The organism is Streptomyces sp. KMM 9044, assembly GCF_024701375.2.
GTDB lineage: Bacteria > Actinomycetota > Actinomycetes > Streptomycetales > Streptomycetaceae > Streptomyces.
The window spans coordinates 7273975-7294287 of the sequence record NZ_CP113910.1; the positions used below are offsets into that span (position 1 = coordinate 7273975).

The 20313-nt window shown below is 67.9% G+C and carries 14 protein-coding genes and 6 pseudogenes; 10 read left to right on the forward strand and 10 right to left on the reverse strand.

Annotated elements, in window-relative coordinates; all coding sequences use genetic code 11:
- Positions 1–47: 47 nt before the first annotated feature.
- Positions 48–1044: pseudogene (locus HUV60_RS32785) on the reverse strand (IS5 family transposase).
- A gap of 121 nt (positions 1045–1165) precedes the next feature.
- Between HUV60_RS32785 and HUV60_RS32790 the strand changes: the two are divergent.
- A pseudogene (locus HUV60_RS32790) lies at positions 1166–1696 on the forward strand (IS630 family transposase); the annotation flags it as partial.
- 37 nt (positions 1697–1733) lie between these two features.
- Here HUV60_RS32790 and HUV60_RS32795 read toward each other — a convergent pair.
- Genes HUV60_RS32795 through HUV60_RS34200 form a run of 3 tightly spaced genes read right to left on the reverse strand, consistent with a single transcriptional unit; the run spans position 1734 to position 3582 of the window.
- Positions 1734–2888 carry an IS3 family transposase gene (locus tag HUV60_RS32795; RefSeq protein ID WP_443047566.1) on the reverse strand — a complete coding sequence of 385 codons (1155 nt, stop codon included), beginning with the start codon at positions 2886–2888 and terminating at the stop codon, positions 1734–1736.
- A 41-nt stretch (positions 2889–2929) separates the two neighbouring features.
- Entirely contained in the window at positions 2930–3136 is a 207-nt protein-coding gene (locus HUV60_RS32800; RefSeq protein ID WP_257853700.1) for a hypothetical protein, read from the reverse strand.
- Between the two features lie 32 nt (positions 3137–3168).
- Positions 3169–3582 (reverse strand): hypothetical protein, encoded by a 414-nt coding sequence (locus tag HUV60_RS34200; RefSeq protein ID WP_443047482.1) that lies wholly within the window; start codon positions 3580–3582, stop codon positions 3169–3171.
- A gap of 78 nt (positions 3583–3660) precedes the next feature.
- Here HUV60_RS34200 and HUV60_RS32810 point away from each other — a divergent pair.
- Positions 3661–4089, forward strand: a pseudogene (locus HUV60_RS32810) (IS630 family transposase); the annotation flags it as partial.
- Between the two features lie 33 nt (positions 4090–4122).
- On the opposite strand, the gene HUV60_RS32815 reads toward HUV60_RS32810, so the two are convergent.
- Positions 4123–5403 carry an ISAs1 family transposase gene (locus HUV60_RS32815; RefSeq protein WP_269441265.1) on the reverse strand — a complete coding sequence of 427 codons (1281 nt, stop codon included), beginning with the start codon at positions 5401–5403 and terminating at the stop codon, positions 4123–4125.
- Between the two features lie 609 nt (positions 5404–6012).
- On the opposite strand from HUV60_RS32815, the gene HUV60_RS32820 reads away from it, so the two are divergent.
- Both HUV60_RS32820 and HUV60_RS32825 read left to right on the forward strand, forming a co-directional pair.
- Positions 6013–6318: a hypothetical protein gene (locus tag HUV60_RS32820; RefSeq protein ID WP_257853701.1), complete on the forward strand. Its 306-nt coding sequence runs from the start codon at positions 6013–6015 to the stop codon at positions 6316–6318.
- A gap of 110 nt (positions 6319–6428) precedes the next feature.
- The gene (locus HUV60_RS32825) at positions 6429–7847 is read left to right on the forward strand and encodes an ISKra4 family transposase (RefSeq protein WP_257853702.1); all 1419 of its coding nucleotides are present in this window, start codon (positions 6429–6431) and stop codon (positions 7845–7847) included.
- 136 nt (positions 7848–7983) lie between these two features.
- Here the strand turns inward: HUV60_RS32825 and HUV60_RS32830 are convergent.
- A pseudogene (locus HUV60_RS32830) lies at positions 7984–8980 on the reverse strand (IS5 family transposase).
- A 486-nt stretch (positions 8981–9466) separates the two neighbouring features.
- Here HUV60_RS32830 and HUV60_RS32835 point away from each other — a divergent pair.
- The 4 genes from HUV60_RS32835 to HUV60_RS32850 all read left to right on the forward strand — a co-directional run bounded on the left by HUV60_RS32835 (position 9467) and on the right by HUV60_RS32850 (position 14300).
- Positions 9467–10966, forward strand: a complete 1500-nt coding sequence (locus tag HUV60_RS32835; RefSeq protein ID WP_257853703.1) for a hypothetical protein — start codon at positions 9467–9469, stop codon at positions 10964–10966.
- A 702-nt stretch (positions 10967–11668) separates the two neighbouring features.
- Positions 11669–12076, forward strand: a complete 408-nt coding sequence (locus tag HUV60_RS32840; RefSeq protein WP_257853704.1) for a transposase — start codon at positions 11669–11671, stop codon at positions 12074–12076.
- Positions 12077–12267: 191 nt separating this feature from the next.
- Positions 12268–13071, forward strand: coding sequence for a DDE-type integrase/transposase/recombinase (locus tag HUV60_RS32845; RefSeq protein WP_269441266.1), 804 nt, complete (start codon positions 12268–12270; stop codon positions 13069–13071).
- A gap of 17 nt (positions 13072–13088) precedes the next feature.
- Complete coding sequence (locus HUV60_RS32850; protein ID WP_257853707.1) at positions 13089–14300, forward strand: ISL3 family transposase; 1212 nt, start codon at positions 13089–13091, stop codon at positions 14298–14300.
- A gap of 17 nt (positions 14301–14317) precedes the next feature.
- Here HUV60_RS32850 and HUV60_RS32855 read toward each other — a convergent pair.
- The 3 genes from HUV60_RS32855 to HUV60_RS32865 form a co-directional block, all read right to left on the reverse strand.
- A protein-coding gene (locus HUV60_RS32855; RefSeq protein WP_257853787.1) for an IS3 family transposase occupies positions 14318–15534 on the reverse strand; the annotation gives its coding sequence in 2 pieces (ribosomal slippage) (positions 14318–15219 and positions 15219–15534; 1218 coding nt in all).
- A gap of 103 nt (positions 15535–15637) precedes the next feature.
- The gene (locus tag HUV60_RS32860) at positions 15638–16264 is read right to left on the reverse strand and encodes an ISAs1 family transposase (protein WP_269441291.1); all 627 of its coding nucleotides are present in this window, start codon (positions 16262–16264) and stop codon (positions 15638–15640) included.
- Complete coding sequence (locus tag HUV60_RS32865; protein ID WP_269441267.1) at positions 16159–16899, reverse strand: transposase family protein; 741 nt, start codon at positions 16897–16899, stop codon at positions 16159–16161. The genes HUV60_RS32860 and HUV60_RS32865 overlap by 106 nt, the downstream gene beginning before the upstream one ends.
- 187 nt (positions 16900–17086) lie before the next feature.
- Between HUV60_RS32865 and HUV60_RS32870 the strand changes: the two are divergent.
- Positions 17087–17440, forward strand: a pseudogene (locus HUV60_RS32870) (transposase); the annotation flags it as partial.
- Between the two features lie 276 nt (positions 17441–17716).
- Positions 17717–18811 (forward strand): glycosyltransferase, encoded by a 1095-nt coding sequence (locus tag HUV60_RS32875; RefSeq protein ID WP_257853709.1) that lies wholly within the window; start codon positions 17717–17719, stop codon positions 18809–18811.
- 82 nt (positions 18812–18893) lie between these two features.
- On the opposite strand, the pseudogene HUV60_RS32880 reads toward HUV60_RS32875, so the two are convergent.
- A pseudogene (locus tag HUV60_RS32880) lies at positions 18894–20189 on the reverse strand (ISAs1 family transposase).
- Positions 20190–20313: the final 124 nt, after the last annotated feature.

Here is a 20313-nt window from a genome sequence, read left to right on the forward strand (position 1 = left end):
TGGTCAGCAGCGTGTCGGTACCGACTAGGTCCTGTCTGGGATTCGGATCATGAGTGCGGTGTGATGCTGCGGATCCAGAGCATCGCGCCGCAGAGATGGAGTCCGGCTTCGTAGCTCTGCGGGGTTTTGTCATAGCGGGTGGCGATGCCACGCCAGTTGCGGAGCCGGTTGATAGAGCGCTCCACGGTGTTGCGGTCCTTGTACAGCTCGGCGTCGTGGGAGATGGGTCGGCCGCCGGCGCTGCCGCGCTTCTTGCGGTTCGCGGCTTGGTCGGCCTTCTCCGGAATGACCGCCTTGATCCCGCGTATGCGTAGGTAGCGGCGGTTCTTCCGGGAGGAGTACGCCTTGTCCCCGGCCACGGCGTCCGGCCGGGTCCGGGGCGTCCGACGGGGCCGCGGACCTTAATCCGCTTGAGGACCGCGGTGAACTGCGGGCTGTCACCCGCCTGTCCAGGGGTGAGGACGAACACCAGCGGCCGGCACCGGCGATCGGCCGCAACATGGATCTTGCTGGTCAGCCCGCCTCGGGAACGTCCCAGTTCAGCGGCTTTCAACCGGGCCCGGCGCCGTCTGCGGATCCGTCGTCGCTCGGTGCGTGCCTCGTCTTCGCCTTGGGCATCACCTTGTCCGTCCTGCGGCTGTTGTCCCTCCTTGCCGCCCCCTTTTCCGCTTCGGCGGCGGCCTCAAGGGCCGCCAGCTGCTCGGGATCGAGGACCATCCCGGCGGCATGGTGGTGAGCGCGGGAGGTTGCCGAGTCCACGCTGACCAGACCCATGTCAACCTGGTCACGGGCGGCAGCCTCGGCGATCATCGCTTCCATCACCTGCTGGAAGATGCCCCGCTTCGCCCAGATCCGGAAGCGGTCGTACGCACTCTGCCAGGGCCCAAACTCGGTCGGCAGATCACGCCAGGGAGCCCCGGTGCGGAACCGCCACATCGCCGCGTTGAAGTACTTTCGCAGATCAGGGATGGGCCCGACCGCGGCATACGGGAGATGGGGTTCAACCAGGGACCACTGCTCATCGGTGAGATCGCCTCGCGCCATGACTCATGACCTATCAAGACCGAGCCTCCGCGCGCAGGCGATCCACCTAACTCATGATCTGAATCTCAGACAGGACCTAGTGTCCTGAGTCTTAGAAAAGCCATAGAAGTATGCTTGGCTCATGGCGCGCATGGGTCGGCCGACGGTCGAAGTGGTTCTGACGGATGCCGAGCGTGAGACGTTGCTGCGCTGGTCGCGGCGGGCGACGTCCGCGCAGGCTCTGGCGCTGCGCTGCCGGATCGTCCTCGCGTGTGCCGACGGGCTGTCGAACACCCGGGTCGGCGCGGACCTCGGGATCCATCCGACCACGGTGGCCACGTGGCGCAAGCGGTTCGCGGTCAACCGGCTGGAGGGCCTGGCCGACGAGAAACGGCCGGGGCCTGCCCGCACGGTGACGGACGAGCAGGTCGAGGACGTGATCGTGCGAACGCTGGAAACGACACCGAAGGGGGCCACGCACTGGTCCACCCGGGAGATGGCGAAACAGAGCGGGCTGAGCCAGTCGACGGTCTCGCGGATCTGGCGCACCTTCGGCCTCAAGCCGCACCAGGTCGACACCTTCAAGCTGAGCAAGGACCCGCAGTTCATCGAGAAGGTCCGCGACGTGGTGGGCCTGTACCTCGATCCGCCCGAGCGCGCCGTCGTGCTCTGCCGGAGCCTGTCAATTTTGGTGAGTCAGGATTTTGCGGCTATCCCTGAGCTGGGATCTCTGCGTCGGGGTGACGCGGGTCGGTCGGCTTGTTGATCCAGACGGTGCCGGGGAGTTTCGGGGGTTCGGGGGCCTTGCGGACGAAGCGTTCGGGGTGCCGGTCGTAGACGGAGGCCAGGACGTCGGCACGCATCTCGCGGAGCTGGTCGGCGAGACCGAAGTGGACGTCGAAAGGCGTGTGCATGCCGATCCCCGAGTGTCGGTGCGCCAGGTTGTACCAGTCGAAGAAGTCTTCGCACCAGGCGCGGGCGTCCTCGATGCACCCGAACCGGTCCGGATAGTTATGGCGGTATTTGAGGGTTTTGTACTGGCTCTCGCTGAAGGGATTGTCGTTCGAGGTTTTCGGGCGCGAGTGCGACTTGGTGACGCCGAGGTTGGACATCATCTGTGCGACGTTCTCGGCGACCATGGGCGAGCCGCGGTCGGAGTGGATCGTCAACTGCCCTTCTCCGATGGTGTACTTGGCGATGCTGGAGGACAGGAACTGCTCGGCCAGCTCCTTGTTCTCGTGACCGGCGAGCATCCAGCCCACCGTGTAGCGGCTGTAGATGTCCACGATCGTGTAGAGGCAGTAGTAGCTGCCCTTGACCGGACCCTTCAGCTTCGATATGTCCCACGACCAGACCCTGTTCGGGCCCTCGGCGACCAACTCCGGTTTCTTGCGCGGCGGGTGGGTTGCCTGCCGGCGCCGTTCGCGGACCTCGCCGTGCCCGCGCAGCAGCCGGTACATCGTCGACTCCGAGCACAGATAGGTGCCCCTGTCCAGCAGGACCGCGTGGATCTCGCCGGGCGCCATGTCCGCGAACTCCTCACTGTGCAGCACGTCAAGCACCTCCTCCCGCTCGGCCGCCGACAGCGAACGCGGGTGCGGCCGAAGCTCGGCACGCGGCCGCACCGGCGCCGGGGACCGGCGATGATGCCGGTAGTACGTCGCCCGACTCACCCCGAGCGCGGCACATGCCCGCACCCGGCCGACCACACCTGCCAGCTCCTCCAACGCCGCAACCCTGGCCCGCTCGAAACCGGCCCGCACCTCCTCGGCTCCGGCTCCGGCTCCGGCTCCGGCTCCGGCTCCGGCTCCGGCTCCGGCTCCGGCTCCGGCTCCGGCTCCGGCAGGATCTTGGCCGACCGTCACTCCGGCGCCTGCCGCCGGGTCCAACTCCTCGCTGGAGATGGCTACTTCGTCTCGCCCGTGCTCGTCGCACCGCCAGTGGCGAACTGGTCCAGCAGTGCCGAGAGTCTTGACTGGACCTCGATCACCGTCTGGGCCTTGCCCAGCTCGTTCTCCAGCCGGGCGACCTTCGCCTCCAGGCGGACGATCTCCTTGGGGTGTGGCTCCTTTGGAGGGACGGCCCTAGCTGCGTGAACTGCGGCTTGAGGCACGCCCGAGTGATCGACTCGACCACGACAGCGGGTCACGCGGTGACCGGCACCCTCCGCGCTGTCGATCTTGATGCGACGCGCGGGCGTGACCTGCTGGTTCCGAAAGGATCTCCACGACCGGCAGTCGAGCCCAACCGGCAAATGCCTAGCTCAGCCTGTCCCTCCAAAGGAGCCACACCCATCTCCTTGTCCCGCGGATCGGCCTTCGGCCGCCCCGCCGGCGCGGCGAGCGCGGCCTTCGCGCCCGCGTCCCGCTGCTCCCGCCAGTTCGCGATCAGCGACGAGTACAAACCCTCCCGGCGCAGCAGGGCTCCCTTGCCCTTCTTGTCGAGTGTCTCGTACTCGGCGAGGATCCTCGCCTTGTACTCCGCGGAATACCGGCGCGGACCGGCTGAACGGGGCTCTACCTGCGGATCAGGGGTCCCGTGGTCGTTGATGCTGGCCACTTGGGCACTACTCCTTCTCCACCCTCAATACATCGAATCATCAAGTATGCCTGACCCGCCCAAGAATGACAGAGAGGGTGCGTCGATGAGAAGTCCCGGATACAGGCGCTGGACCGCTCGGCGCCGGTGCTGCCGATGATGCCCGGCATGCCCGAGCGCCGCACCCACGACTACCTGCGCGGCGGCGTCACCACCTTGTTCGCGGCGCTCAACACCGCCACCGGCGAGGTCATCGGCTCCCTGCACCGCCGCCACCGCGCCAGCGAGTTCAAAAAGTTCCTCGCCAAGCTCGACAAGGAAGTCCCCGCCGGACTCGACGTCCACCTGATCTGCGACAACTACGCCACCCACAAGACCCCCGCCATCCAGAAGTGGCTCCTGGCACACCCGCGCTTCCACATGCACTTCACGCCCACCAGTTCCTCCTGGCTCAACCAAGTAGAGCGCTGGTTCGGCCTGCTGACGGACAAGCAGATCCGGCGCGGCGTCCACAAGAACGTCCAGCAGGGCCCCGGCGAGTGCCTGGATCGTCCGGTTTGATCATGTGATGCCGTAGAGGGCGAGGGCGAGGGCGAGGGCGAGGGCGAGGGCGAGGGCGCGGGGGCGTTCGGTGTGGGCTCGTCGTCCGGCGGCGGTGTTGATGTAACCCGCGAGCTTGAGTGTGCTGCGGATCAGGTCGCGGAGGGCTGCGAGTACGGCGGGCGTGTTGTGGGTCCTGACCTGGGACTTGTCCTCGTTGAAGGTGGCATCGCGGCACCAGTGGACGGTGTTTTCCGCGGTCCAGTGCCCGCGAGCCCAGGACGCGATCTCGGCGGCGTTCGCTTCCTCGGCGGGCAGGTCGGTGATCGCGTAGACGGTCTCGCTGGACCACTTCTTCGCCCCTGTAGAGGCGGCGTCTGCGCTGGATGCGCAGGACCTGGGCCGCGTGGGGAAGAGCAGGCCGTCGACGGTGACGACCTGCACGAGCCGCTGCTCGTGTCGGCCGTGGCCCCGGGCGTCGTCACGGTGGATCACGGGGATCTTCTTCCAGGGCAGGGCGTGGAGCTGACGGGCTTGTGCGCGTTGGTTGTTCTTGATGGTCAGCAGGTAGTGGGCGCCGCGTTCGTGCAGGTAGGTGGCGTGGTCGCGTGGGGCATGGAGTGCATCGGCGGTGACGATCGTCCCCGCGAGATCTGCGTCGTTGATTCCGTCGAGGAGGGGGGCGAACTCGGGGATTTCGTTGGTCTTCGCGCCGATCTCGCGGGAGGCGGGCGTGACGCCGTCGCCGTGGCGGACGGCGGACAGGACGAAGACCCGGCTGCCGTCCGGGCGGCGGGCGCCGCGCAGGCACTTGCCGTCCACCGCGATCGCCCGCCGCCGGATGCGTATCGGGTCGGCGTGGGCGGCTGTCCGGTGGGCCCGGCGCTGTTCGCGCTCGGTGCCGCCGTCGGGCATGACCGGTTCCGGCCGGCGGGGCCGTGGGGACAGCAAGGGCCGAAGGTAGCCATAGGCCGCCGCGCTGATCTCGCCGGGATCCAGGCGTCCCAGGACACTGGGCAGGGTCTTCTCGCTCGGCACCCGGTAGCGGCCGAGGAGCGGGTGGTAGGGCAGGCCGAAGGCGGCCAGTTCCTCCGGCGTCGCGCGTCGGCACCACTTCGCCGCCGCGGTGATCGAGTCGTGTCCGGACGGGGTCATAGCGCAGACCATCAGGGCCAGCAGCGAGGAGAGCCGGTAGCGCACCCCGCGCGCCCCTCTCGGATCGGTGACCGACTCGAACTCGGCGACCAGGCAGTGGACTTGGTCCTTGGCGGCTCCCTCGCCGAGGGCTTCCAGGCGGGGCACCGCGCAAGCGGGGGCAGCGACAGGGGATGATGGAGGAACGAACACGGCACCTTCGTGGATCTTGAAGCGGAGAGAACTCCATGATCCACAAGTGCCCTGTTCACCTGCTTCCCGGGCCCACCCTCCAGATCAACACCCCAGAACAGGATGTTCCCGACACTCGCCGGGGCCCTGGAACGTCCAGGCGTCGGAGAAAGACATCCGCGACTGGATCGCCCACTGGAACGAAGACCCCAAGCCGTTCACCTGGACCAAGTCCGCCGACGAGATCTTCGAAGGGTGCACATCTTGTGAGGGTGCGTCGTTGGGGTGATTCGTCAGGGTTCAGGTCTCGGTCGGGGGTTGCTGGTTCCTAGCCTCGTGGTGTCGAGTCCGGCTGTGGTGGGCGGGCGTTGAGCGAGGGTGGGTGGCATCTGTGCCGTCGTTGATGGCTGCCTTACAGGCCAGGGAAGACGAGGTCCGGGCGTCCGCGGCCGAGGTGCGGGCGCGGCTGGAGGTGTTGACCGCGGAGTTGGCTACGGCCGAGGAGCAGTTGGTGCGACTGCGGATCACGCGGGAGACGGTGGAGGAGGTGTTGTCCTCACCGGTCGGCCCGGCGGTGCCGCCGGGGTGGTGCTGGATACGGAGGGGGCGGTGCTGCCGCAGTTGGCGGAACTGGTGCCGGTGCTGTTGGCCGCCGAGGCGGCCGGGGACACGACGGTGACCTCCGAGCCGTATCGGCGGATCCTGATCGTGTTCGCCGAGGCGTCCGGGCCGTTGCGCTGCAAGGACGTGTGCGTCGGGGTGGGGTTGAGCACGGAGGCGAACCACACCGAGGGCATGCGTGGCAAGCTGAAGAAGCTGGTCGGGCGGGGGATCCTGGCCGAGGTGGAGCCGGGGTTGTTCGGGCTGGCCTGTCGGGCCGGTGCCCGGTGAGCGGCGGCGTGATCGGCGGGGATCTGGCGGCGGCGGAGGCCGCGTTCGCCGCCTCGCGGGGCTTGTTCGAGCAGGTCAGTGCCCGGATGTAGTCCGTGGAGACCGGTTCGTTGACGCACTCGCAGCTGGAGGAGGTGCTGGGCGCGGACATGCGGGAGGTGACGCGGCAGCTGTATCAGGACCATCTGCGGCTGCGGGAGCTGACCGAGCAGCGCATCGAGCAGGTCGTGGACGCCGCCGGCCGGGAGCGCACCAGGATCGAGCGGGGCCGGCGGCGGATCCTGTCCACGGTGTTCGGGAAGGTGACCGTCGGCCGGATCGCCTACCGCGGCGACGCCGTGCCGGATCTGCACCCGGCCGATGCGGCGCTGAACCTGCCGGCCGGGATGCATTCGCACGGCCTGGCCAAACAGGTCGCCATCGAGGCGTCCCGGGGCTCGTTCGCCGAAGCGGTCGAGCGCGTCAACACCCTGACCGGCGCCGGGATCGGCCCGCGGCAGGCCGGCGAGCTCACCGTCGCCGCCGCCGCGGACATCGACGACTTCTATGCCGCCCTCGCGCCCGAGCCGTGCACGGACGCCACGCTGCTGGTGATGTCGGCCGACGGCAAGGGCGTGGTGATAAGGCCGGAGGCCCTGCGGGAGGCCACCGCGAGAGCCGCCGCGGCCAAAGGCGGCAACAAGCTGCACAAACGCCTGTCAGCCGGGGAGAAGAACGGCCGAAAGCGCATGGCCACCCTCGGAACCGTCTACGACGCCGAACCCGCGGTACGCACCGCCGACGACATCATCGCCGACCCCGACACCGGCGAGCAGGACACCACCCGCCGGAGCAAAGGACCCAGGGCCCGCTCCAAGTGGCTGACCGGATCGGTCAACGACACCTGCTCCCAGGTCATCACCGCCGTGTTCGACCAGGCCGAACACCGAGACCCCGACCACCGGCGCACCTGGGTGGCCCTCGTGGACGGCGCACCCCACCAGATCGATCTGATCAACGAGCAGGCCGCCGCCCGCGACGTGCAGGTGCACATCGTGATCGACATCATCCACGTCCTGGAATACCTGTGGAGCGCCGCCCACGCCCTGCACCCCGGCGGCAGCAAGGACATCGAGGCATGGGTCGCCCGCACCGCCCGCACCATCCTGGCCGGAGACGCCCTGACCGCAGCCGAGACGATCACAACGGCCGCCACCGACGCAGGGATCGCCCCGGGCCAGAACAAGAGCATCGACGACGCCGTGGCCTACCTCACCAACAAAGCCGACTACCTGCGCTACGACACCGCGCTGGCCGCCGGCTGGCCCATCGCGACCGGGATCATCGAAGGCGCATGCCGCCACCTGGTAAAAGACCGCCTCGACATCACCGGGGCCCGCTGGGGCCTGGCCGGAGCCGAAGCCGTCCTGAAACTCCGCGCCCTGCGCACCAACGGCGACTTCGACACCTACTGGGCCTGGCACGAACAACAGGAGTACACCCGCAACCACCAGGCTCGCTACCGCAACACCCTCATACTCACCGCCTGATCACACAGACACCCTCAAAAGATGCACACCCATCTTCGAACGCCTCGCCGGCTACCTCAACCGCCTACCGAACCCCAAACCCTAAATATGCGGTGCTTCTGAGACTCAGGATACTAGGTCCTGTCTGGGATTCGGATCATGAGTGCGGTGTGATGCTGCGGATCCAGAGCATCGCGCCGCAGAGATGGAGTCCGGCTTCGTAGCTCTGCGGGGTTTTGTCATAGCGGGTGGCGATGCCACGCCAGTTGCGGAGCCGGTTGATACAGCGCTCCACGGTGTTGCGGTCCTTGTACAGCTCGGCGTCGTGGGAGATGGGTCGGCCGCCGGCGCTGCCGCGCTTCTTGCGGTTCGCGGCTTGGTCGGCCTTCTCCGGAATGACCGCCTTGATCCCGCGTATGCGTAGGTAGCGGCGGTTCTTCCGGGAGGAGTACGCCTTGTCCCCGGCCACGGCGTCCGGCCGGGTCCGGGGCGTCCGACGGGGCCGCGGACCTTAATCCGCTTGAGGACCGCGGTGAACTGCGGGCTGTCACCCGCCTGTCCAGGGGTGAGGACGAACACCAGCGGCCGGCACCGGCGATCGGCCGCAACATGGATCTTGCTGGTCAGCCCGCCTCGGGAACGTCCCAGTTCAGCGGCTTTCAACCGGGCCCGGCGCCGTCTGCGGATCCGTCGTCGCTCGGTGCGTGCCTCGTCTTCGCCTTGGGCATCACCTTGTCCGTCCTGCGGCTGTTGTCCCTCCTTGCCGCCCCCTTTTCCGCTTCGGCGGCGGCCTCAAGGGCCGCCAGCTGCTCGGGATCGAGGACCATCCCGGCGGCATGGTGGTGAGCGCGGGAGGTTGCCGAGTCCACGCTGACCAGACCCATGTCAACCTGCTCACGGGCGGCAGCCTCGGCGATCATCGCTTCCATCACCTGCTGGAAGATGCCCCGCTTCGCCCAGATCCGGAAGCGGTCGTACGCACTCTGCCAGGGCCCAAACTCGGTCGGCAGATCACGCCAGGGAGCCCCGGTGCGGAACCGCCACATCGCCGCGTTGAAGTACTTTCGCAGATCAGGGATGGGCCCGACCGCGGCATACGGGAGATGGGGTTCAACCAGGGACCACTGCTCATCGGTGAGATCGCCTCGCGCCATGACTCATGACCTATCAAGACCGAGCCTCCGCGCGCAGGCGATCCACCTAACTCATGATCTGAATCTCAGACAGGACCTAGGAGCGCAGGTGGCTCGGTCGGCGCGGCAAGATGACATAAAGTGCGCATTTCGTCGCACATGGTAATGATATGGATGTCGCCCCTGCCGGGGTGACGTGACTATTCGACTTCACGACGACAGGAGACCGCATGAGTCCTGACTCCAGGACACGTTCCTCACTCGGACCGCTCCCCAGGCGGAGCACTTGGATTGCGGGCAGCAGCCTTGCATCCCTGGCTCTCGTCCTCACAGGAATGGCTAGCCCGGCTCTCGCAATGGAGCACACTAAGACGGTTGCCGCCATAGCCTCCGGCACCAACCCGGGTGGCGACGGATGCCACGACGACCACTGCGACGACCAGGGCCACAAGGGCGATACCGGCCCCACCGGCCCCACCGGGCCGACGGGTCCTGCGGGTGCTGACGGTGCGACTGGGCCGACGGGCCCTGCGGGTGCCACAGGTGCGACTGGGCCGACGGGTCCTGCGGGTGCTGACGGTGCGACTGGGCCGACGGGTCCTGCGGGTGCCACAGGTGCGACTGGGCCGACGGGTCCTGCGGGTGCTGACGGTGCGACTGGGCCGACGGGTCCTGCGGGTGTCGACGGTGCCACAGGTGCGACGGGTCCTGCGGGTCCTGCGGGTCCTGCGGGTGTCGACGGTGTCGACGGTGCCACAGGTGCGACGGGTCCTGCGGGTCCTGCGGGTGCCACAGGTGCGACTGGGCCGACGGGTCCTGCGGGTGCTGACGGTGCGACTGGGCCGACGGGTCCTGCGGGTGTCGACGGTGCCACAGGTGCGACGGGTCCTGCGGGTCCTGCGGGTCCTGCGGGTGTCGACGGTGTCGACGGTGCCACAGGTGCGACGGGTCCTGCGGGTCCTGCGGGTGCCACAGGTGCGACTGGGCCGACGGGTCCTGCGGGTGCTGACGGTGCGACTGGGCCGACGGGTCCTGCGGGTGTCGACGGTGCCACAGGTGCGACGGGTCCTGCGGGTCCTGCGGGTCCTGCGGGTGTCGACGGTGTCGACGGTGTCGACGGTGCCACAGGTGCGACTGGGCCGACGGGTCCTGCGGGTGCTGACGGTGCGACTGGGCCGACGGGTCCTGCGGGTGCTGACGGTGCGACTGGGCCGACGGGTCCTGCGGGTGCTGACGGTGCGACTGGGCCGACGGGTCCTGCGGGTGTCGACGGTGCCACAGGTGCGACGGGTCCTGCGGGTCCTGCGGGTCCTGCGGGTGTCGACGGTGTCGACGGTGCCACAGGTGCGACTGGGCCGACGGGTCCTGCGGGTGTCGACGGTGCCACAGGTGCGACGGGTCCTGCGGGTCCTGCGGGTGTCGACGGTGCCACAGGTGCGACGGGTCCTGCGGGTCCTGCGGGTGCTGACGGTGCGACTGGGCCGACGGGTCCTGCGGGTGCTGACGGTGCGACTGGGCCGACGGGTCCTGCGGGTGTCGACGGTGCCACAGGTGCGACGGGTCCTGCGGGTCCTGCGGGTCCTGCGGGTGTCGACGGTGTCGACGGTGCCACAGGTGCGACTGGGCCGACGGGTCCTGCGGGTGCTGACGGTGCGACTGGGCCGACGGGTCCTGCGGGTGTCGACGGTGCCACAGGTGCGACTGGGCCGACGGGTCCTGCGGGTGCTGACGGTGCGACTGGGCCGACGGGTCCTGCGGGTGCTGACGGTGCGACTGGGCCGACGGGTCCTGCGGGTGTCGACGGTGCCACAGGCCCCACCGGCCCCGCCGGACCGCTGGATTCGCAGATCGTCTCCCAGGACTACAACGTCCTGTTGGGCGTCAACGCGTCCTACGACAGTCCGGCATGTCCGGCCGGCACCACTCCCATTTCTGGAGGACTGTCTGCCGCTGGCCTCTCCACCGTCCTCGGGCAGAGCTTCCCGAACGGAGACCGCTGGACCGTAACCGCGTCGGCGGGTGCCATCACCACCATTACGGTCTACGCGGTCTGCAGCTGACCGCACACCGCACAGCCGCGCTTTCCTGCGCATATGAGTCCCCGCCGACCTTTCGGTGGGGACTCTCAGGACACCGAGCACTGTGTCAGCGCTCTGCATTTCGCATACCTCCCCGGTGTCGCCGGTGTCCGTACCACCTCTGCCTGCAGGGTAGGCCTCCGGCGAGTGACTGTTTTGGACCGCGTATGGACTCTGCTGCTCAATTCGGGGGATGGTCACGCACCGCGTCCGAGAGGGGCCGGGGCCGGACCGCCTCCTCGCGAGGCCCGTTCCCTGCGCCCCGTCGACAGGCCGGCGTCCCTCTCCGCATTGGGTGGTGTGCATCGTGAAGTTGCAGGTCACGGGTCTGGTGTGCGCACATCTTTCTGTGCTCACACTGGTCGGCGGCCGGTGTCCACAGTGAAGATCGTCTGACTGGGCGGCCGGGGCGGTTCTCGGGTTCTGCTGCGCCTGTCGTGAGAGTCCGCCTACGATCCGTCGCCGTGCCGGTACGCCGCCGGACCGCGAGGAGGGAGCGGGGATGTCCGAGCTGGAGCGGATCATGGCTCGCCGGAGCGAGCTGGACGCGCTCCCCTCTCTGTCATTCTTGGGCGGGTCAGGCATACTGGATGATTCGATGTATTGAGGGTGGAGAAGGAGTAGTGCCCAAGTGGCCGGCATCAACGACCACGGGACCCCTGATCCGCAGGTAGAGCCCCGTTCAGCCGGTCCGCGCCGGTATTCCGCGGAGTACAAGGCGAGGATCCTCGCCGAGTACGAGACACTCGACAAGAAGGGCAAGGGAGCCCTGCTGCGCCGGGAGGGTTTGTACTCGTCGCTGATCGCGAACTGGCGGGAGCAGCGGGACGCGGGCGCGAAGGCCGCGCTCGCCGCGCCGGCGGGGCGGCCGAAGGCCGATCCGCGGGACAAGGAGATCGCCCGCCTGGAGGCGAAGGTCGCCCGGCTGGAGAACGAGCTGGGCAAGGCCCAGACGGTGATCGAGGTCCAGTCAAGACTCTCGGCACTGCTGGACCAGTTCGCCACTGGCGGTGCGACGAGCACGGGCGAGACGAAGTAGCCATCTCCAGCGAGGAGTTGGACCCGGCGGCAGGCGCCGGAGTGACGGTCGGCCAAGATCCTGCCGGAGCCGGAGCCGGAGCCGGAGCCGGAGCCGGAGCCGGAGCCGGAGCCGGAGCCGGAGCCGGAGCCGGAGCCGGAGCCGGAGCCGAGGAGGTGCGGGCCGGTTTCGAGCGGGCCAGGGTTGCGGCGTTGGAGGAGCTGGCAGGTGTGGTCGGCCGGGTGCGGGCATGTGCCGCGCTCGGGGTGAGTCGGGCGACGTACTACCGGCATCATCGCCGGTCCCTGGCGCCGGTGCGGCCGCGTGCCGAGCGTCGGCCGCACCCGCGTTCGCTGTCGGCGGCCGAGCGGGAGGAGGTGCTTGACGTGCTGCACAGTGAGGAGTTCGCGGACATGGCGCCCGGCGAGATCTACGCGGTCCTGCTGGACAGGGGCATCTATCTGTGCTCGGAGTCGACGATGTACCGGCTGCTGCGCGGGCACGGCGAGGTCCGCGAACGGCGCCGGCAGGCAACCCACCCGCCGCGCAAGAAACCGGAGTTGGTCGCCGAGGGCCCGAACAGGGTCTGGTCGTGGGACATATCGAAGCTGAAGGGTCCGGTCAAGGGCAGCTACTACTGCCTCTACACGATCGTGGACATCTACAGCCGCTACACGGTGGGCTGGATGCTCGCCGGTCACGAGAACAAGGAGCTGGCCGAGCAGTTCCTGTCCTCCAGCATCGCTAAGTACACCATCGGAGAAGGGCAGTTGACGATCCACTCCGACCGCGGCTCGCCCATGGTCGCCGAGAACGTCGCACAGATGATGTCCAACCTCGGCGTCACCAAGTCGCACTCGCGCCCGAAAACCTCGAACGACAATCCCTTCAGCGAGAGCCAGTACAAAACCCTCAAATACGGCTCTTGTGCTCTATCCGTGGGTCGGTTCGGAGCGCCTGACGCAGCACACGCCGTTCCCGGTGCAGATCTTGAGGTGTCTACGCCCGAGATCTGAGGTGCCGGAGGAACGGCGTGCGGTTCACCACGGTATTGAAACGGTTGGTCGGATGCGAGCAGGCGGTGCCGGAGGATGCCTGGTTCGACGAGGAAGCGCAGGTCATGGTGGTCGCGGTGCGTCCGAGGTCGCGGGCGCGTCGCCGCTGCGGGATCTGCGGGACTCGCTGCCCGTGGTTCGACGCCGGGGCGGGGCGCCGACGGTGGCGGCACCTGGACGCCGCCGGTCTGCCACTGTTCCTGGAGGCCGACGCGCCACGGGTGAGGTGCCGGCGTCACGGCGTGGTGGTCGCCGCCGTGCCCTGGGCCCGCCACGGCGCCGGACATACCTACGACTTCGACCAGCAGGTCGCCTGGCTGGCCACCGAGTGTTCGAAGTCCGCTACCGCCCGGTTGATGCGGGTCGCCTGGCGCACCGTCGGCGCGATCGTGGCCCGCTACCAGGCTGATGCGGACGCGGGGATCGACCGCCTCGCGGGCCTGCGGCGGATCGGGATCGACGAGATTTCCTACCGCAAGGGGCAGAAGTACATGACCGTCGTGGTCGACCACGAGACCCGCCGCGTGGTGTGGATGGCCGAGGGCCACGGCAAGGAGGTCCTGCGGTCCTTCTTCGACGCCCTGGGCCCCGATCGCTCCCACCGGCTCACCCATATCAGCGCCGACGGGGCGGAGTGGATCGCCGATGTGGTGGCCGAGCGTGCCCCGAACGCCGTGCGCGCCATGGACCCGTTCCATGTGGTCGCGTGGGCCACCGACGCCCTGGACGCCGAGCGCCGCGAGGCATGGAACCGGGCCCGCCGCGAGGCGGCTGACCCCGACCTGGCCCGGAAGCTGAAGCACTCGCGGCACGCGTTGTGGAAGAACCCCGAGGACCTGACCGCCCGGCAGCAGGCCAAGCTCGCCTGGATCGCGGCCAACGATGCGCGCCTGCACCGCGCCTACCTGCTCAAGGAGGGCCTGCGCACGATCTACCGGATCGCCCGGGCCGAGGGCGTGGACGCCGCAGTGCAGGCGCTGGACCGCTGGCTGTCGTGGGCCAGACGTTGCCGCATCCCCGCCTTCACCGAACTCGCCCGCAAGGTCAAGCGCCACTACGACGCGATCCTGCATGCGATCGTCGAGGAACTGAGCAACGGGCTGATCGAGTCCACCAACACCAAGACCCGGCTGATCATCCGCCGTGGCTTCGGCTTCCGCACCGCCGATGCGGTGGGGGGCTTCCCCTGAAGCGTGGACACCGTTTGCTATGCGGCAGAGGCCAGCGTAGCTGATCGCTGTTCGAAGGCGATCGGGCTGATGTAGCCAAGCCCCGAGTGCCTGCGTCGCGTGTTGTAGCGGGTGACCCACCGGAACACCGCGAGGCGGGCCTCGCGTGCTCCTGACCAGTGCCTCTTCCCTTGCAGGGTCTCTCTTTTCAGGGTTGCGTTGAAGCTCTCCGCGGCGGCGTTGTCCGCGCTGGTGCCGACCGCGCCGCGCGAGCGGGTCACACCGAGCCGGCGGCACACCTTCGCGAACTCCTTCGATGCGTATTGCGCGCCGTTGTCGCTGTGGAAGACCGCCCCGTCGAGGCTGCCGCCCCGGGTGCGGGCGGCGGCTTCGAGCGCGTCGGTGACCAGCTCGGTGCGCATGTGGTCGGCGATCGACCAGCCCGCGAGCCGCCTGGAATGCAGGTCCAACACCGTTGCGAGATAGAGGAATTGACCATCGCCGATGGGCAGATACGTGATGTCGCCGACGTACTTGGTGTTCGGTTCGTCGGCGGTGAAGTCGCGCCGCAGCAGGTCCGGCACCGGGGCCGCTTCCGGCTCGGGGATCGTGGTGCGGACCTTCTTGCGCAGGTGCACGCCCTGGAGGCCGATGCGGCGCATCACCCGCTCGACGCGCTTGTGGTTGACGTCGCTCCCGGCGGCCTTCGGCTCGGCGGTGATGCGCGGGATGCCGTAGGTGCCGTCGGACTCCTTGTGGATCTCCCGGATCCGCCGCGCGAGGCGGGCATCGTCCCGGGCTCGCGCCAGGCGGGCCGGGGCGGCCTTCAGCCACCGGTAGAACCCGGACCTGGAGACCTCCAGGACCCGGCACAGCCGTTTGACGCCGAACGCGCCTCGATGATCATCAACGAACTGGAAACGGCTCACCAGTTGGTCTCGCCGGCGAAATACTTCGCGGCCCTCCGCAGGATCTCCCGTTCGGTTTCCAGCTCCCTGATCCGGGCCCTGAGCTGCTTGTTCTCTTCTATCAGCACATCGTCGGAGGTTACCTCGGCAGTCTGTGCCGCCCGCGGCGAGCCGCTGGTGCCCGCCGTGTGGCCCTTGCGGCCCCGCTCGGTGCGCACCCAGTTGCGCAGCGTCTCCCGGCTGATCCCCAGGTCCTTGCCCACGCCCTCGAACGTGTTCTTCGGGTCCGACAGGTACAGCGCGACAGCGTCCGCCTTGAACTCCGCCGAATACACCTTCATCACCATGCGTGACATCTCTTCCTCTGGACCCTCAAGGTCCAGTGTCCAAGGTGTCCACGCTCAGGGGGAAAGGCAGGGCCCCGGCGAGTGCCTGGATCGTCCGGTTTGATCATGTGATGCCGTAGAGGGCGAGGGCGAGGGCGAGGGCGCGGGGGCGTTCGGTGTGGGCTCGTCGTCCGGCGGCGGTGTTGATGTAACCCGCGAGCTTGAGTGTGCTGCGGATCAGGTCGCGGAGGGCTGCGAGTACGGCGGGCGTGTTGTGGGTCCTGACCTGGGACTTGTCCTCGTTGAAGGTGGCATCGCGGCACCAGTGGACGGTGTTTTCCGCGGTCCAGTGCCCGCGAGCCCAGGACGCGATCTCGGCGGCGTTCGCTTCCTCGGCGGGCAGGTCGGTGATCGCGTAGACGGTCTCGCTGGACCACTTCTTCGCCCCTGTAGAGGCGGCGTCTGCGCTGGATGCGCAGGACCTGGGCCGCGTGGGGAAGAGCAGGCCGTCGACGGTGACGACCTGCACGAGCCGCTGCTCGTGTCGGCCGTGGCCCCGGGCGTCGTCACGGTGGATCACGGGGATCTTCTTCCAGGGCAGGGCGTGGAGCTGACGGGCTTGTGCGCGTTGGTTGTTCTTGATGGTCAGCAGGTAGTGCGCGCCGCGTTCGTGCAGGTAGGTGGCGTGGTCGCGTGGGGCATGGAGTGCATCGGCGGTGACGATCGTCCCCGCGAGATCTGCGTCGTTGATTCCGTCGAGGAGGGGGCGAACTCGGGGATTTCGTTGGTCTTCGCGCCGATCTCGCGGGAGGCGGGCGTGACGCCGTCGCCGTGGCGGACGGCGGACAGGACGAAGACCCGGCTGCCGTCCGGGCGGCGGGCGCCGCGCAGGCACTTGCCGTCCACCGCGATCGCCCGCCGCCGGATGCGTACCGGATCGGCGTGGGCGGCTGTCCGGTGGGCCCGGCGCTGTTCACGCTCGGTGCCGCCGTCGGGCATGACCGGTTCCGGCCGGCGGGGCCGTGGGGACAGCAAGGGCCGAAGGTAGCCATAGGCCGCCGCGCTGATCTCGCCGGGATCCAGGCGTCCCAGGACACTGGGCAGAGTCTTCTCGCTCGGCACCCGGTAGCGGCCGAGGAGCGGATGGTAGGGCAGGCCGAAGGCGGCCAGTTCCTCCGGCGTCGCGCGTCGGCACCACTTCGCCGCCGCGGTGATCGAGTCGTGTCCGGACGGGGTCATAGCGCAGACCATCAGGGCCAGCAGCGAGGAGAGCCGGTAGCGCACCCCGCGCGCCCCTCTCGGATCGGTGACCGACTCGAACTCGACGATCAGGTCACGGACTTGGTCCTTGGCGGCTCCCTCGCCGAGGGCTTCCAGGCGGGGCACCGCGCAAGCGGGGGCAGCGACAGGGGATGATGGAGGAACGAACACGGCACCTTCGTGGATCTTGAAGCGGAGAGAACTCCATGATCCACAAGTGCCCTGTTCACCTGCTTCCCGGGCCCACCCTCCAGATCAACACCCCAGAACAGGATGTTCCCGACACTCGCCGGGGCCCTGGGGGGAAAGGCCCGTCCGCGGCCCCGTCGGACGCCCCCGGACCCGGCCGGACGCCGTGGCCGGGGACAAGGCGTACTCCTCCCGGAAGAACCGCCGCTACCTACGCATACGCGGGATCAAGGCGGTCATTCCGGAGAAGGCCGACCAAGCCGCGAACCGCAAGAAGCGCGGCAGCGCCGGCGGCCGACCCATCTCCCACGACGCCGAGCTGTACAAGGACCGCAACACCGTGGAGCGCTGTATCAACCGGCTCCGCAACTGGCGTGGCATCGCCACCCGCTATGACAAAACCCCGCAGAGCTACGAAGCCGGACTCCATCTCTGCGGCGCGATGCTCTGGATCCGCAGCATCACACCGCACTCATGATCCGAATCCCAGACAGGACCTAGGCGTGTAGCCGCCGTCCGCTTGAACGGCCGGCCCGTTACACCTACTGGGTGTATCCCCCTCTCTGAGACCGTGTCCTGACGCCCGACTCAGCTGACCCATAACAAGAATCGGTGTTGCGCCGACCATCTTTGAGTCGAAGTACCTAAAGCAATTACGGCTACTTCTTCCCAGGTGATTCGCGCTTCCATCGTCATGCTGGATTGGAAACTCGAAGATAGGTCCAGAAAAATGAAGCCGACCATCTGCCTCTGTATGATCGTAAAGAACGAATCGGCCGTGATTGAGCGATGTATCGCCTCAGTGCGCGAGATCGTCGACACCTGGGTCATCTCCGACACGGGCTCGACGGATGGAACCCAGGATCTGATTCGAAAGGCCTTCGATGGCGTGCCCGGCGAGCTGCACGACGACCTCTGGGTCAACTTCGGGGTCAATCGCACACTCAACATCGAGCGCGCTCGCGGGAAAGCCGACTACCTGCTCCTGATGGACGCCGACATGGTCATCAGACAGAAAGGGCAGTTGCCTTCGCTGTCCTGTGCGTCCTACATGATCCAGCACACCGGCAGTCTCGCCTACCGAATCAAGCGTCTCGTCCGGGGTGATTTGCACTGGCGCTACGAAGGCGTGACACACGAGTATCTGACTGCCGATGAAGAGCACGAACAGGAGAACCTTGACGCCCTCGTGATCGAGCACTTCGCCGACGGCGGCTCCCGGCACGACAAGTTCGAACGGGACATGGCCCTGCTGAGCTCGGAGCTGGAGCGCGACCCCACAAACGCGCGCAGCACGTTCTACCTGGCCCAGACCATGCGTGACATGGGGCGTACCGAAGAGGCGATCGCCCTTTACGAACGCCGCGCGGAGATGGGTGGTTGGGGCGAGGAGGTCTATTATGCACTCCTGCAGGTGGGAATCCTTAAGGATGAGTCCGGTGATTGGCCAGGAGCCATGGATACCCTCTCGCGGGCATGGGAGCAGCGGCCGCAACGCCTCGAAGCGTGCTTCGAATTGGTCTCACGACTACGGAAGCGTGGAAACTATCGCGCCGGGCATGCCTTCGCGTGTGCGGGGATCAACCGCGCGGAGCCCGACGACATCCTCTTTACTTACCCATGGGTCTACAAGTGGGGGCTGCTCTTCGAATATTCCATCGTCTCTTACTGGGCAGGAGATGTTCAGGGTTCCCTCGAAGCGTGCGACCGCCTCCTGACCATTCCTGACCTCCCGGAAGCGCATCGTCTGCAAACACTGCGGAATCGGGATTTTGCCGTTGCCCGTCAAGCCGAAGAGTCGAGGGGTATCGAGGGAGGAAAGTCCCGACAGTCCGGGGCCGGAATTTAGACAGGCCACTGAGCCTTTGTCGTGCGCCCAGCAGGTAAGCATTCAGCAGGGCCCCGGCGAGTGCCTGGATCGTCCGGTTTGATCATGTGATGCCGTAGAGGGCGAGGGCGCGGGGGCGTTCGGTGTGGGCTCGTCGTCCGGCGGCGGTGTTGATGTAACCCGCGAGCTTGAGTGTGCTGCGGATCAGGTCGCGGAGGGCTGCGAGTACGGCGGGCGTGTTGTGGGTCCTGACCTGAGACTTGTCCTCGTTGAAGGTGACATCGCGGCACCAGTAAACGGTGTTTTCCACGGTCCAGTGCCCGCGAGCCCAGGACGCGATCTCGGCGGCGTTCGCTTCCTCGGCGGGCAGGTCGGTGATCGCGTAGACGGTCTCGCTGGACCACTTCTTCGCCCCTGTAGAGGCGGCGTCTGCGCTGGATGCGCAGGACCTGGGCCGCGTGCGGGAAGAGCAGGCCGTCGACGGTGACGACCTGCACGAGCCGCTGCTCGTGTCGGCCGTGGCCCCGGGCGTCGTCACGGTGGATCACGGGGATCTCCTTCCAGGGCAGGGCGTGGAGCTGACGGGCTTGTGCGCGTTGGTTGTTCTTGATGGTCAGCAGGTAGTGCGCGCCGCGTTCGTGCAGGTAGGTGGCGTGGTCGCGTGGGGCATGGAGTGCATCGGCGGTGACGATCGTCCCCGCGAGATCTGCGTCGTCGATTCCGTCGAGGAGGGGGCGAACTCGGGGATTTCGTTGGTCTTCGCGCCGATCTCGCGGGAGGCGAGCGTGACGCCGTCGCCGTGGCGGACGGCGGACAGGACGAAGACCCGGCTGCCGTCCGGGCGGCGGGCGCCGCGCAGGCACTTGCCGTCCACCGCGATCGCCCGCCGCCGGATGCGTACCGGATCGGCGTGGGCGGCTGTCCGGTGGGCCCGGCGCTGTTCACGCTCGGTGCCGCCGTCGGGCATGACCGGTTCCGGCCGGCGGGGCCGTGGGGACAGCAAGGGCCGAAGGTAGCCATAGGCCGCCGCGCTGATCTCGCCGGGATCCAGGCGTCCCAGGACGCTGCGCAGAGTCTTCTCGCTCGGCACCCGGTAGCGGCCGAGGAGCGGATGGTAGGGCAGGCCGAAGGCAGCCAGTTCCTCCGGCGTCGCGCGTCGGCACCACTCCGCCGCCGCGGTGATCGAGTCGTGTCCGGACGGGGTCATAGCGCAGACCATCAGGGCCAGCAGCGAGGAGAGCCGGTAGCGCACCCCGCGCGCCCCTCTCGGATCGGTGACCGACTCGAACTCGACGATCAGGTCACGGACTTGGTCCTTGGCGGCTCCCTCGCCGAGGGCTTCCAGGCGGGGCACCGCGCAAGCGGGGGCAGCGACAGGGGATGATGGAGGAACGAACACGGCACCTTCGTGGATCTTGAAGCGGAGAGAACTCCATGATCCACAGGTGCCGTGTTCACCTGCTTCCCGGGCCCACCCTCCAGATCAACACCCCAGAACAGGATGTTCCCGACACTCGCCGGGG

Coding starts and splice junctions, on each gene's coding strand:
- HUV60_RS32875 (WP_257853709.1), top strand. CDS start 17,717: ATGATCGTAAAGAACGAATCGGCCGTGATTGAGCGATGTATCGCCTCA.